Source organism: Escherichia sp. MOD1-EC5189 (assembly GCF_002966045.1).
Classification (GTDB): domain Bacteria; phylum Pseudomonadota; class Gammaproteobacteria; order Enterobacterales; family Enterobacteriaceae; genus Escherichia; species Escherichia coli_F.
On the sequence record NZ_PTRX01000011.1, the window covers coordinates 114,963 to 128,426 of the forward strand.

Genomic DNA, 13,464 nt, shown 5'->3' on the forward strand with positions numbered 1-13,464 from the left:
CGGTAACGCCTGAATCCCCGATCAGAGTAGTGATTTCACTTTATTCAGCAAAACGGCTACATCATCCGGTCGGGTATATCCCGTATCAGGGTCTATAATCGAGCTGTAAACATGCGGCATAATGCGCGGCACACCCGCCTCCAGACAAGTTTTTAGAATCACACTGAAGTTATCCAAATCAATCCCGCCGGTTGGCTCAATCAGCGTCATACCATTGCGCGCCGCCGTGGTCGCCAGCGCGTATAGCTCCGGAAGCGACTTCTCGCCGCCCATCGGAAAGAACTTCGCCGCGTGTGCGCCCATATCTAGCATCATTCGCACCGCCGTATCGCAGGAGACGCGGGCAGGCGTACCCTGGCTGCTGCTAACGCCAGTGGAAATCAGCACTTCGCCCGGCGTTCCCGTCGGGCTAACCAGCGCGTTGACATGGGTCTGCTCACCGCCCGTCGTCGCAAGCGCGCCTGCCGCGAAACCACAACCGGTAAAGGTCTGGTTAACGTGTGCTGGATGAATCTGCGCCGCAATCATCGCAGCTTTGTAATACTGCGCCGGGTCACCCGCCCCCAGACCTACTGAAATGGACGGTATTTCCGCCATCCAACGTTTAACTTCCTGGATCCCCTCATCCACCGAGGAGAACTGCGCGGAAAGCACGCCAATCACCGCGTGGCCTTCGGCGGCGTCATAGATTTCACGGGCATTGGCGATATCTTTCGCCAGCACATTAATTGCCACACGATTATGATAGAAATTAATCTTTTGCATGATCTGCAATCTCCTTCAGTCGCGCCACGATAAGCGCCATCTCCCCATCCGCCACCGTACGCGGATCAAGGCTAAAAACGCCCTGGTGGAGGTTATACCGCCGTGTATAAATCGCGATATCGCCACCACGCAGTTGCGCTTCGACGACGCGAGCGTCAACTCCAAATTCTTGCGCATTTACCCGAATACGAATACGCCAGATTGCACGCCCGGCTTCATCCTGCTCAATATCAGCCGTTAACCCGTGAATCGCAGAAATCGCTTCAACCACTGGCTGGAGCTGTTCCGCGGTGATGATTGCCTGCCCCTGGTGATAATTCTCCAGCGCGTAAACCAGCCCAACCATGTTCTCCTTGCCGATTTTCATCGCCCTGGCAATGCCGTAATGCTGCGCTTTACAGGCTGCAATCCAGATTTTTTTACCAGTGATAAACCCGGAGGTAGGCGCGTTAAAGGCTTTTGCGCCGCTGTAGACCACCATATCCGCTCCGCTCACCACCCAGGCACGTAAATCCTCTTCGGCGGCGGCATCGACAATCAACGGCAGGTTGTGCATCTGCGCGACTTGGGCGAAGTCCTCGATGTTCAACATCCCCTTCTGCACGCAGTGATGCGACTTCACATACAGCAGCGCGGCGGTCGCGTCGGTAATGGCACTCTCCAGCTGCCAGAGAGCCGCCAGGTTACTTGACCCCACCTCCACCACGCGCCCGCCGCCTAAGCGGATCGCGCTGAGGATCGATGCGCCGTAATCGACGTTATGGCCGCGCAGCATCACCACTTCATTGGCCATGCCGGAGCTATCCGGCATGAGCGCCACCCGGGCCTTGTCGCCGCGGGTAATGGCGGCGGCGATAGCGATGGCGATCCCTGCCGAGGCGCAGGAGGTAACGTAGCTATCCTCCGCCCCGGTAAAGCGAGAGACCAGCTCGCCGGTTTTGTCCACCAGCTGATCAATCTCCACGAAAGAGGATGCCGCACGCGCGGTGGCCTGCATCACCTCCGGCGCGACACTGGAGACGCCGAGAATCGTCATCTTACCGCAAGCGTTAATCACTTGTTTCAGCCCCAGTTGTTGATAGATATTCTGCGTCATGGCTTACAGCACTCCCAGCAGCGAGCAGACCACGCTCAACGCCACAATTGACAGCAAAATCGTGGTGTAACGCGGTCCCTTTTTCACCAGATAGAAGTAGATCGCGAACACTGCCGCCAGCGGCAGTAGGCCGGGCGCGATGGAGTCAAGAATCTGCTGTACCACCACTTCAGAGCCTTTCAGTGCGCTAATTTTTAAAGGTGAGGTTATCTTGACAAAGCTCGCGGATAGCGCACCCATCATGATAAGCCCCAGTACGTTAGCGCCGTAGATAAGCTCCTTGATGCGCCCCCCCTGCAGCAGGCTGATAATCGAATCGCGCCCTAGCGTATAGCCCTTGTGCACCATGCCGTAGCTGATTGCCAGCGTAATCGCCGGGTAGAGAATCAGCGGCAAAATACCGCCCATTGCGCTGCCATTGGCGGCGAACGGGATAAAAATAGCAATCAACAGCGGCATCACGGCCGCCCAGATGATGGAGTCGCCCATTCCGGCCAGCGGCCCCATCAGGCCGGTTTTAATCCCGGTGATAGAGGCATCGTTAATCGCCTCGCCGCGGGTCTTTTGCTCTTCCATTGCGATGGAGATCCCCTGGATCACCGCGCCAAACGTCTGCTCTGAGTTGAAGAAGTTCAGATGGCGTTTTAACGCCTCCACCTGCTCCTCTTTTTTCGGATAGAGCTTTTTGATAATCGGCGTCATCGAGGCGCAGAAAATCAGGCTCTGTAAACGCTCATAGGAGCTGGACACTTCCGCGCCCAGCCAGTAGATAAACCACGCTTTGGTGATATCCGCTTTGGTCAACGCCCCAGACTCCCGCGCGCGCTCCACCAATTCATGCTGCATTACGTCGTCGCTCATTATGCCGCTCCTTCATTTTTCGCCAGGCCTTTAATCAGGAAGGCCACGCAGGTGCCGAAAATCGCCATCGCCATGATGTCCACCTTGAGGTACAGTACCGCGAAGAATCCGCCGATAAACCACGGCAGCAGGCTCTTTTTACCAATCACCATAATGGTGATGGCGAAGCCCAGCGCCGGGAGAATCCCGCCCATGATTTCAAACGAGTGGGTCAGCCAGTGCGGCATCAGCTTGAGGAAACTTTCCACTACGTTCTGGCCGAAGTAGTTGGCAGCGAACACCACCGGGAAACGAAGCACCAGCCCCAGCAGCGCCGGGTAGAGAAAGGCGCAGCGCATAATGGCTGACATATTGGCCGTTTCCGCGTGTTTATCGGCCATATGCACCCAGGCCGCATTTAGCGTGCGACGCAACTGGTCGAGGAATACGCCGATAACGCCAAATGGAATCGCCAGTGCAATCGCCAGGTTCGGGTCCATATTGGCCTTAACGGCGATAGGAATGGCGATACAGGCCGCCAGCGCCGGGTCTGACGGCACATTGCCGCCTGGCGTTGAGGTCACACCCAGATATACCAACTGCATCCCCGCGCCGATAATCATCGCCGCAGGCATGTTGCCAAGCAGCAGGCCGACAAAGACCGCCACCACCACTGGCTGTAACAGCATGGCGGAGAAGGTATAGCCAAGGCGCAACCGGGCAAACCAGTAATACAGCCCCATCAGGCTTGCAAAAAGTAAGGTATCCATAATTTGTTATCCCATGTTCAGAGGGTCAGAATTTTTTCAGGATATCGTCCAGCGACTGCGGCTTATCTTCCGGGATGGTCTGGAAAACAGCCTTAATGCCGCGACTTTTCAAATCGTTAAGAATGCCAACGTCTTTTTCATCCAGAGTTATGTTCTGGAACACCGCTTTACGGTTTGGCCCGCCGCCTAAGCCGCCAACCTGAATATCAGCCACGTCAAAGCCCTGCTGCACCGCTTCCTGAATCGCCGCCAGCGACGGGAACAGCACCAGCACGTTGCCGTCGCCCAGCTGGTTGTCTTTCCACGCGGCCGCGAAGCTCTGGTTGCTGAAGCAGTCCACTTTGATATTCGGCGGCGCGGCCATCAGGTAGATATTTTTCATAAACGGATCGGCGTCCAGCTCGTCGCTGACCACCGCAATACGGTTGGCCTGGGATTGCCCCACCCACTTCGTCACCACCTGTCCGTGGATAAGACGGCTGTCAATGCGACATAACACGATGTTTGCCATACGATTTTCCTTACTGTTGTAATTGACGAATATGGGAGACGACGTCCAGGCAACTGTTGCGCCCAGCTTCCACCAGATCGGCCACGCAGGCGGTCAGTGGGCCATGTTCGCGCTTGTCCAGCGCCTCCAGCAGCAGCGAGGCATTAAGCCCGGAGATCACCGCCACCGGATAATCGGCGCTCAGCCGCGCCGCCACGTTAGAGGTGGTGCCGCCGATAAAATCGGTCACGATAAGCGAACCTTCTGGCATGGTTTTCACCACGGCTTCGACGCGCTGGTAAAACTCGCCCAGCGTATCGACAGGCATCAGCGCGATTTCCGTCACGCCTTCGATTTCGCCCATCACCATGCGCAGACTGTTGCAGAGCTGCAGCCCCCAGCCGCCGTGAGTTAGCAGCAAAATTTCAGGTAACGGATGAATAGATACAGTTGTGGTCAAAATAGCCTCCTTTGCTCCAGTGTTTACATTTCGTCAGGAGCAAAGGACGTGCCAGAATTTGTGTCACGCTCAGAGGAAAAGAGATTGGATGAGGCCTTAAGCCCCGTAAATCAGGGGATCAGCTGTAGAGCAGTTCGTAGATATAAAAATATTCTGCGTCCGATAAACGGATAGCGTAAGCCTCTTCAATCGGCAAAAAGGAGGATTTGATGACGCTAAAGGCACGAGCGTCCAGATCAAGCCGGTTTTCCAGCGCCATCTGTAACGGTTTGCGGTTAATCACGATACGCTCGACCATGCAGCAGCAATGGATCAGAAAACGTAGTGTCACCTGGCGGCTCGGTTTCAGGGAGAGCGTGTTGGTTAAGTGGTTCAGAACGTCCTCGATCTCTTTCAGAATTCGCTGCGGGTTGAGCACCGAAATATGGTTGATGATGCTCTCCATGGTCAGCGCGCTGATAAAGCGCATGGCGCTGCGCTCCATCTCCAGTCGGCGCTCGCTGCTTGAGAGATCCGGAGTCAGCAGGCTGAGCACCAGCTCCGGCCCTTGCTCGGAAAACAGTTCCTCCAGCGAGATAAACGGAATATCCGGCAGTCCCGGCTGGAAGGTGCCGACGATCCCTGCCAGCCGTTCACTGGCATTAAGCGCCTGCTGAATACGCTCCAGGCTGCGCACCTCGTTATAGTCGAGAATCACCATACGCGTGTCCTGCGACATCAGCTCGCCAAAGCTCTCCTCCAGCACTTTTTTGATCTTTTCTGCCGTCCCCATTCCGGTTATACATGAGATAACCAGCACTTTGCCACCGCTCTCTTGCTGCGGCGTGCAGAGCCGACAAGGGATATTTTTACTCTGCATAAGCACAGCCAATTGCGATAGATCCCCAGTTTCGTAGCTTAAATCCAGCCCCACCTCCAGCAGGCTGGTCAGAGTGATATTTGGCAACAACAGAACGTCAATCTGGAACAGCTTGCTGATGGTGCTGCCAAAATGGACCAGCGATCCGATATCCACCATCAGTATCAGCCGCTGCCAGCACCGGTCCTGAATCATCCGGGTCAGGGTTTCCAGGGTGTCATGCACCGACTGCTCAAATGGCATATCAATTGCGTAGAACAGATCGCGCTCCAGCACCCGATTCACATATTGCGCCTGGCTCGTTGCGGTGGTCGCACCGTGAGCGATTAGAATCACGCCGCAATCCGGGCTGGTGTCGATGCGCTGGCGGTAGTGGCGACACTCTTTCAGGAACAGGCACAGCCAGACCACCTCCGTCGCCGGGCACTGAATATGCAACAGCTCATTGATTTTGCGGCACAGAAGCGTGGCATTGTCATACTCATCTTTACAGCGATCCAGAATCAAGCTGGAGGAATAGAGTTGAGGTATAAGCCCTCGCCGCACATAGCCAATCAGCGCAAGAAAGTGTTTACGTAACGGGTTCGCCAGGTTTTCTGGCAACGTAAATCCTAATACCTGCTCCACGTAACCGATCAGCAACGTCACCCGCTCCTCAATTTGATCGCCATAGCGCGGTGGATGCGCCGCACTATGGCGGCTATAGAGACCGTATTCAAAAATCGAACTGAGTTTGTTTTTCAGGATAGCCAGCGTTTCTGCGGGCGGCACGTTACTGTTGCGCAGATTGACATATTCACGAGTCAGGAAACTGTAAAACAGATCGCTCTCTTCTATTTCCGCGCTGGTCGCCAACGAATTTTTTAACGCGGGCAACGTACGCGCATCCACGTTCAAACGATCTTTACCGCCAAACAACGCATCGACCAGCAGGCGCTGCTCCGGCGTGGTATTAAACGGCATCTCCGCCAGTCGTTTATCTAACTCTAATGTATCATTGCGCTCGGTCATTCCCGACGCCCACGCCTGCGCGCACAAGAACTGAATATCGCTTTTAAGCTGGCCGATATTGCCTTCCAGGGGTTTACTTAACAACCAGTGCAAAAGGGTTTTATCAAGGCTTATGGTACGTTCAATTTTACGACTTTCGCGCTGGAAGAAGCTGACAATCAATTCGAGTTGCTCCTCGACCGAACGCTGGCGAATACCCGGTAAGTCGATATACACCTGGATACGCCGCTGGAAGGTACGCAATAGTGAGGAGTTGACCAACTCTGTGGTGGCGCAAATAAGGCGCACCGAAATTGAATATGTTGGCCCACTTGAACCAAGCGGGCGGTATTCACCTTTATCGAGAATAGAAAAGAGCTTCTCTTGTCCTTCATACGGGAGGCGATGCACTTCATCCAGAAGTAAATAACCTCCGTCAGCTTGCTCCACCAGCCCCGTTTTATTCTCGCTTGCCCCGGTAAATGCCCCCTTATGGTGACCAAACAGATGAGAGGAAAGCAACTCCGGATTATGAGCATATTCGGCACAGTTAAAGTAAACCAACGGAGGTGGCGAACCTATGGTGTGCTTACAAGCGAAGCAATGCATTAACTCAGCAAAGAATGTTTTGCCAACACCAGATGCCCCGGTTAACAGCACATGCAGTCCGTGGGGATAGAGCACCGCTGCGCGGCCTTTTTCTACCGCATCACGGAGACTACGGTCGTATCCGATAAGTCCGGAAAACGGATCATCATCTGTATATTTTTCTTTCTTTGGCAATAAACTAGCCACTGAATGAACTATGCATTCGCAATCATCCAGTTTTCGATTAATGAGCAATTCTAGTGCGTGACGATGTAGAAAAAAAACAGGACGTCCCTGACTTTTTACCACCAGGCCTTCATTCCATAATTGATTAAGATCTTTACTAACCGAGTTACGTGCCAGCCCAAGGTTAAAACCAATCGCCTCAGCAGTAAATGCTTTCTCCTTCGCTAAATCAGACAGTTCCAGCCCATACGTCAGTCGCTCCAGCTCCTTGCAAATAACATCAATCCGTCTCATTTCTTTACCGCTTAAAAAACAATAGTTGTTCAGAACATACACTATTTGTAAACGTAAGAATGAGAACTACCGGGAAGAATTAATATTCCTTGTGACAATCTGGTTTCTGAATATTCGTGTTTTAAATATTACTTATGTTCTGAAACAACCAGGCAGGTGAACAGAGCTAAGAAAAAGTCGCGTAGAAATATAAAAACATATATCGCACTGATGAATGTTTCCCGGCATGACTATGCACACCGGGAAATATTTAGCGAATTACTCGCCCTTTTTCGCCGCCTGAATATACAGCATCTCCAGCGCCAGCGTCGCTGCTGCCAGAGCGGTGATTTCCGACTGATCGTATGCCGGAGCCACTTCCACTACGTCCATCCCAACAATGTTGAGATCTTTCAGGCCACGTACCAGTTTAATGGCGCGATCGGAGGTCAGGCCGCCGATCACCGGCGTACCGGTGCCCGGCGCGAAAGCAGGATCCAGGCAGTCGATATCAAAGGTCAGGTAAACTGGCATATCACCTACAATCTGTTTCACCTGGGCGATAACGTCATCCACGCTGCGATCGTTCACCTGGCAGGCGTCCAGTACGGTAAAGCCGTTGTCTTTATCAAACTCGGTACGAATACCAATCTGTACGGAGTGATTCGGGTCGATCAGACCTTCTTTCGGCGCGGTATAGAACATAGTGCCGTGGTCAAATTCACAACCGTTCGCATAGGTATCGGTGTGGGCGTCAAAGTGTACCAGCGCCATTTTGCCGAAATGCTTCGCATGAGCACGCAGCAGCGGCAGGGTAACAAAGTGGTCACCACCGAAGGAGAGCATACGCTTACCGGCAGCCAGCAGCTTTTCGGCATGCGCCTGCAGCTTCTCGCTCATCTCACGAGCATCGCCGAAGGCATACACCAGATCGCCGCAGTCCACCACGTTCAGACGCTCGCGCATGTCGAAATTCCACGGGAAGCGGTTGTGTTCCCAGGCCAGATTTGTTGAAACCTGACGGATCGCCGCCGGACCGTGGCGTCCACCCGCACGACCGGAAGTAGCCATATCGAACGGCACGCCGGTAATTACCCAGTCAGCATCGCTGTCATACGGCTGGAAGTTCATCGGCAGGCGTAAAAAACCAAAGGCGTTGGAAACCAGTGAGTTATCGTATTGATGACCTAAGGTGCTCATGGATGGACTCCTATTACAAAGTCGATATAAAAAAACCCTTCCGCGTCGTTAGGCCCGACGAGGAAGGGTTGGATTTGCGAAACACAATTTTGTGCTAATTATCGCCTTAAATGGGCGAGGCATCAAGCGAGGTTACTATTTCCGACACGGTGGCGGCGCATAGCCATTGTTGTCCGCCGGAAACGCTTGTCCAGAGCACGGTGGCAGCGCATTTTGCGCCGGGCCTTGTAATTCAAAGGCGGCAAAGCCGATTACACCGGTATTACGCACATCGCCTTGCGCCGAATTGGCTGCGTAGGAATCCGCAACGTTGGCGAACTGAAAAGCCGCTTCGGTATGTTTATCTTTGCGGAATCCTTTAATCGCCAACGAATCCCCGGCATTCACAATATAGCCGTTGTTATTCAGGGAACCTTGTTTACCATTGAGAACATCCAGGCCATCAACTGTCGCAACGATCTCGTAGTTGGTGTTACGACTGTAATTGCGGACATATAATTGGTAATTCATTCCTACTCTGGCATGGACTATATAGCGTAGTTCTTTACCTGATGAATTATAAATCCGCGTAATAGGTAGAGAATTAAAATTACCATCGCGAATAGCATATTCAAGTTCGTTAATACGAATGCTATAAACGCGGTCGTAGCCGGAAGGAACATTAGTCGAATAACTAATAACGATCATCTCTGCCGGATCGCGCCAGGCTCGTTCAGCAGATACGCCCTGAACCGTTGAGTGCACATCCCCACCCCAGGCGGTGCCGACATTGCCCGATGCACTGCTATTATACTGCGCATTACTGGAACAACCGGCCAGCAGCACGACTAATGCCACCAACGCGCTACGTACTTTCCATTTTTTCATAACCATTCCCTCTGTATTTAATTAATGCAGCGATTGTAGGGAGATTATTCAATAAGGAAAGCAGCTAAATTATTTTTAAGAATATATAAAAAGAAAGCGGGCCGATTTACGTAAATAAATCGACCCGATAGCGGAATAATCTTAATTATTCATCTTCAAGATAGGTATAACCGTACAACCCTGCCTCGAACTCTTCCAGGAACTGTTGTTGCAGTTCAGCATCAAGATCGGTTTTCTTCACTTGATCACGGAACTGGGTTAACAGCGTTTTCGGATCGAGCTGTACATATTGCAGCATGTCCGCCACGGTATCGCCTTCGTCAGACAGTTCCACTTCTACGCTGCCGTCAGGGAAGACGAACACATCAACCGCTTCGGTATCACCAAACAGGTTGTGCATGTTGCCGAGGATTTCCTGATACGCGCCGACCATAAAGAAACCGAGCATCGGCGGATTCTCTGGATCGTACTCCGGCATAGGCATTGTCGTGGCAATACCATCACCATCGATATAGTGGTCGATGGCACCGTCAGAGTCACAGGTAATATCCAGCAGCACGGCGCGTCGCTCCGGAACTTGATTCAGCCCTTCCAGCGGCAATACCGGGAACAACTGGTCGATCCCCCATGCGTCCGGCATCGACTGGAACAGCGAGAAGTTGACGTACATTTTGTCCGCCATACGTTCCTGCAATTCGTCGATAATCGGGCGATGTGCGCGGTTTTGCGGATCCAGCTGCTTTTGCACTTCATGACACATGCTCAGATAAAGCTGCTCAGCCCACGCGCGTTCTTGCAGGTTGTAGGTGCCCGAAGAATAGCCGATATGAATATCGTGCAAGTCCATCTGGCTGTCATGTAACCACTCACGCAGAGAACGGCGAGTTCCCGGTTCGTGCATCTCCTGCCAGGTTTCCCACATGCTTTGCAGCGCGCGCGGCGCGTCTTCTGCTGGCGCGGTCGGCACCGTGTATTCGTTACGTTCCACGCCGATGATATTCGACACCAGCACGGTGTGATGCGCAGTCACCGCACGACCCGATTCGGTGATTACTGTCGGATGCGGCAGACCATTTTCTTCACACGCATCACCAATCGCCCAAATGATATTGTTGGCGTATTCATTGAGGCCGTAATTCACTGAACAGTCGGACTGCGAACGAGTACCTTCATAGTCCACACCCAGACCGCCGCCGACATCAAAGCACTGAATATTGACGCCCAGCTTGTGCAGTTCCACATAGAAACGCGCGGATTCACGAACGCCCGTGGCGATATCGCGAATATTCGCCATCTGCGAACCGAGGTGGAAGTGCAGCAGTTGCAGGCTGTCGAGACGTCCGGCTTCACGCAGGGTTTCAACCAGTTGCAGTACCTGAGTCGCCGCCAGGCCGAACTTCGATTTTTCCCCGCCAGAAGACTGCCATTTGCCAGAACCTTGAGACGCCAGACGCGCGCGCACGCCCAGACGAGGAACGACATTCAGACGTTCTGCTTCATCCAGCACAATGGCGATTTCTGACATCTTCTCAATGACCAGATAGACCTTATGGCCCATCTTCTCGCCAATTAATGCCAGGCGGATATATTCGCGGTCTTTATAACCATTGCAGACGATGACGCTACGGGTCATGCCAGCATGCGCCAGTACCGCCATCAACTCAGCTTTGGAACCGGCTTCCAGGCCCAGCGGTTCGCCCGAATGAATCAGGGATTCAATCACGCGGCGGTGCTGGTTAACTTTGATCGGATAAACGAGGAAGTAATCGCCGTTATAGCCGTAGGATTCCCGCGCACGTTTGAACGCGGCGTTAATGGAACGCAAACGGTGCTGCAGGATCTGTGGGAAACAGAACAGTGCAGGCAGACGCTGACCCTGTGCTTCACGAGTTTTCACTAACTGCGCGAGATCGACGCGAGCTTCCGGGACGTCCGGGTCCGGGCACACGCTAATGTGGCCCAGCTCGTTAACGTCATAGTAGTTATTGCCCCACCAGGCAATATTGTAAGTACGCAGCATCTTGCTGGCTTCCTGGGAGCTCATTGCAACCTCCTGCATGGAGCGTAGTACACCGTGTTCGCCCGCTGACGAAGGCAAACCCATAGACATGTCGTCAGACATAGCGAACCTCAAATTATTTTATTAAGTGTAAAACAGTTAACGACTATCGCAGCCTGGGACTGCGATAACAACCCATAAGCACACGGATTTTCCAGCAAAGTATGCTGACGCTCCGACTGCGCAACCGGTTTCTTTTTCATAACATTATTAAACACATAACCGAACGTAAGTGTGACAGTTCGGCGAAACCACGAGAAAACTCTTGTTTTTACAAGAGCGCCCTTGTTCAGTCCTCAGTAACTGTAACCAGCTCTTGAATCCTGAGAAGCGCCGAGATGGGTATAACATCGGCAGGTATGCAAAGCAGAGATGCAGAGTGCGGGGAACGAATCTTCACCAGAACGGTGAGACAGGTTAAGCAGCAGACAACGGTTCATTATTTCGTATCACCTCCACGGCCGCCTGTTAAGACGAACCCACAAGCCAAAACTCTGATTTCAACCCGGCTGGAAGTGGCAACACGAAAGAAACGTCGTGTGCTTTTTATTTAAGCCGCGCGCCGCGTTTTATACCCCACAATGGCAGAAAATTGCAAAAGATAAATACGCAGAATGCCAGCATTGTCAGGAAAAATTTCCAGCCACGTTTTTAACAGAATGAGACACGATTCAAAAAAAAGTGGAAATTGGGTGAAGAACTGACCTAAAATAGCCATCCAGATGTTAATCCATCCATACCGATTAACACTCAGACTGCCAGTGTTTTTAACCTGCAGAGTCGTGGTAGGATCCGCTACCACAGAAAATCCACACAACAGTTTGAGCTAACCAAATTCTCTTTAGGTGATATTAAATATGGCAAAACACCTTTTTACGTCCGAGTCCGTCTCTGAAGGGCATCCTGACAAAATTGCTGACCAAATCTCTGATGCCGTTTTAGACGCGATCCTCGAACAGGATCCGAAAGCACGTGTTGCTTGCGAAACCTACGTAAAAACCGGCATGGTTTTAGTTGGCGGTGAAATCACCACCAGCGCCTGGGTAGACATCGAAGAGATCACCCGTAACACCGTTCGCGAAATTGGCTATGTACATTCCGACATGGGCTTTGACGCTAACTCCTGTGCGGTCCTGAGCGCTATCGGCAAACAATCTCCTGACATCAACCAGGGCGTTGATCGTGCCGATCCGCTGGAACAGGGCGCGGGCGACCAGGGTCTGATGTTTGGCTACGCAACCAATGAAACCGACGTGCTGATGCCAGCACCTATCACCTATGCACACCGTCTGGTTCAGCGTCAGGCTGAAGTACGTAAAAACGGCACTCTGCCGTGGCTGCGCCCGGACGCGAAAAGCCAGGTGACTTTCCAGTATGACGACGGCAAAATCGTTGGCATCGATGCTGTAGTACTTTCCACCCAGCACTCTGAAGAGATCGACCAGAAATCGCTGCAAGAAGCGGTAATGGAAGAGATCATCAAGCCGATTCTGCCCGCAGAATGGCTGACTTCCGCAACCAAGTTCTTCATCAACCCGACCGGACGTTTTGTTATTGGCGGCCCGATGGGTGACTGCGGTCTGACTGGTCGTAAAATTATCGTTGATACCTACGGCGGCATGGCACGTCACGGTGGCGGTGCGTTCTCTGGTAAAGATCCATCAAAAGTGGACCGTTCCGCAGCGTACGCAGCACGTTATGTCGCGAAAAACATCGTTGCGGCTGGCCTGGCCGATCGTTGTGAAATTCAGGTTTCCTACGCAATCGGCGTGGCTGAACCGACCTCCATCATGGTGGAAACTTTCGGTACCGAGAAAGTGCCTTCTGAACAACTGACTCTGCTGGTACGTGAGTTCTTTGACCTGCGTCCATACGGTCTGATTCAGATGCTGGATCTGCTGCACCCGATCTACAAAGAAACCGCAGCATACGGTCACTTTGGTCGTGAACATTTCCCGTGGGAAAAAACCGACAAAGCGCAGCTGCTGCGCGATGCTGCCGGTCTGAAGTAATCTTTCTTC

14 protein-coding genes are annotated in these 13,464 nt (G+C 52.6%); 1 reads left to right on the top strand and 13 read right to left on the bottom strand.

Annotated elements, in window-relative coordinates; all coding sequences use genetic code 11:
• Positions 1-21: 21 nt before the first annotated feature.
• From dagF to yqgD, 13 genes are all read right to left on the bottom strand, one after another.
• Positions 22-765 carry a 2-dehydro-3-deoxy-phosphogluconate aldolase gene (gene dagF, locus ATB02_RS12025; RefSeq protein WP_032185084.1) on the bottom strand — a complete coding sequence of 248 codons (744 nt, stop codon included), beginning with the start codon at positions 763-765 and terminating at the stop codon, positions 22-24.
• Entirely contained in the window at positions 752-1,861 is a 1,110-nt protein-coding gene (dgaE, locus tag ATB02_RS12030; RefSeq protein ID WP_032185085.1) for a D-glucosaminate-6-phosphate ammonia lyase, read from the bottom strand. The genes dagF and dgaE overlap by 14 nt, the downstream gene beginning before the upstream one ends.
• A 3-nt stretch (positions 1,862-1,864) precedes the next feature.
• Positions 1,865-2,725, bottom strand: coding sequence for a PTS system mannose/fructose/sorbose family transporter subunit IID (locus ATB02_RS12035; protein WP_198600581.1), 861 nt, complete (start codon positions 2,723-2,725; stop codon positions 1,865-1,867).
• Positions 2,722-3,471 (bottom strand): PTS mannose/fructose/sorbose/N-acetylgalactosamine transporter subunit IIC, encoded by a 750-nt coding sequence (locus ATB02_RS12040; RefSeq protein WP_000380263.1) that lies wholly within the window; start codon positions 3,469-3,471, stop codon positions 2,722-2,724. Before ATB02_RS12040 ends, ATB02_RS12035 begins: the two co-directional genes overlap by 4 nt.
• 25 nt (positions 3,472-3,496) lie before the next feature.
• On the bottom strand, positions 3,497-3,982 hold the full coding sequence (locus ATB02_RS12045; protein ID WP_032185086.1) for a PTS system mannose/fructose/N-acetylgalactosamine-transporter subunit IIB: 486 nt from the start codon (positions 3,980-3,982) through the stop codon (positions 3,497-3,499).
• A 10-nt stretch (positions 3,983-3,992) separates the two neighbouring features.
• Entirely contained in the window at positions 3,993-4,421 is a 429-nt protein-coding gene (locus tag ATB02_RS12050) for a PTS sugar transporter subunit IIA (protein WP_032185087.1), read from the bottom strand.
• Between the two features lie 118 nt (positions 4,422-4,539).
• On the bottom strand, positions 4,540-7,338 hold the full coding sequence (gene dagR / locus ATB02_RS12055; RefSeq protein WP_105271639.1) for a transcriptional regulator DagR: 2,799 nt from the start codon (positions 7,336-7,338) through the stop codon (positions 4,540-4,542).
• A 258-nt stretch (positions 7,339-7,596) separates the two neighbouring features.
• The gene (gene speB, locus ATB02_RS12060) at positions 7,597-8,517 is read right to left on the bottom strand and encodes an agmatinase (RefSeq protein WP_000105566.1); all 921 of its coding nucleotides are present in this window, start codon (positions 8,515-8,517) and stop codon (positions 7,597-7,599) included.
• Between the two features lie 135 nt (positions 8,518-8,652).
• Positions 8,653-9,384 (bottom strand): hypothetical protein, encoded by a 732-nt coding sequence (locus tag ATB02_RS12065; protein WP_088541725.1) that lies wholly within the window; start codon positions 9,382-9,384, stop codon positions 8,653-8,655.
• 145 nt (positions 9,385-9,529) lie between these two features.
• Positions 9,530-11,506, bottom strand: a complete 1,977-nt coding sequence (speA, locus tag ATB02_RS12070) for a biosynthetic arginine decarboxylase (RefSeq protein WP_001352954.1) — start codon at positions 11,504-11,506, stop codon at positions 9,530-9,532.
• 8 nt (positions 11,507-11,514) lie between these two features.
• The gene (yqgB, locus tag ATB02_RS12075) at positions 11,515-11,646 is read right to left on the bottom strand and encodes an acid stress response protein YqgB (protein WP_001360961.1); all 132 of its coding nucleotides are present in this window, start codon (positions 11,644-11,646) and stop codon (positions 11,515-11,517) included.
• 93 nt (positions 11,647-11,739) lie between these two features.
• Positions 11,740-11,883, bottom strand: a complete 144-nt coding sequence (gene yqgG, locus ATB02_RS26915; protein WP_001297404.1) for a protein YqgG — start codon at positions 11,881-11,883, stop codon at positions 11,740-11,742.
• A gap of 110 nt (positions 11,884-11,993) precedes the next feature.
• Positions 11,994-12,245 (bottom strand): protein YqgD, encoded by a 252-nt coding sequence (yqgD, locus tag ATB02_RS26920; protein ID WP_001305310.1) that lies wholly within the window; start codon positions 12,243-12,245, stop codon positions 11,994-11,996.
• Between the two features lie 55 nt (positions 12,246-12,300).
• Between yqgD and metK the strand changes: the two genes are divergently transcribed.
• A complete protein-coding gene (gene metK, locus ATB02_RS12090) occupies positions 12,301-13,455 on the top strand; it encodes a methionine adenosyltransferase (RefSeq protein ID WP_001062128.1) in 1,155 nt (384 codons plus the stop codon).
• Positions 13,456-13,464 lie beyond the last annotated feature (9 nt).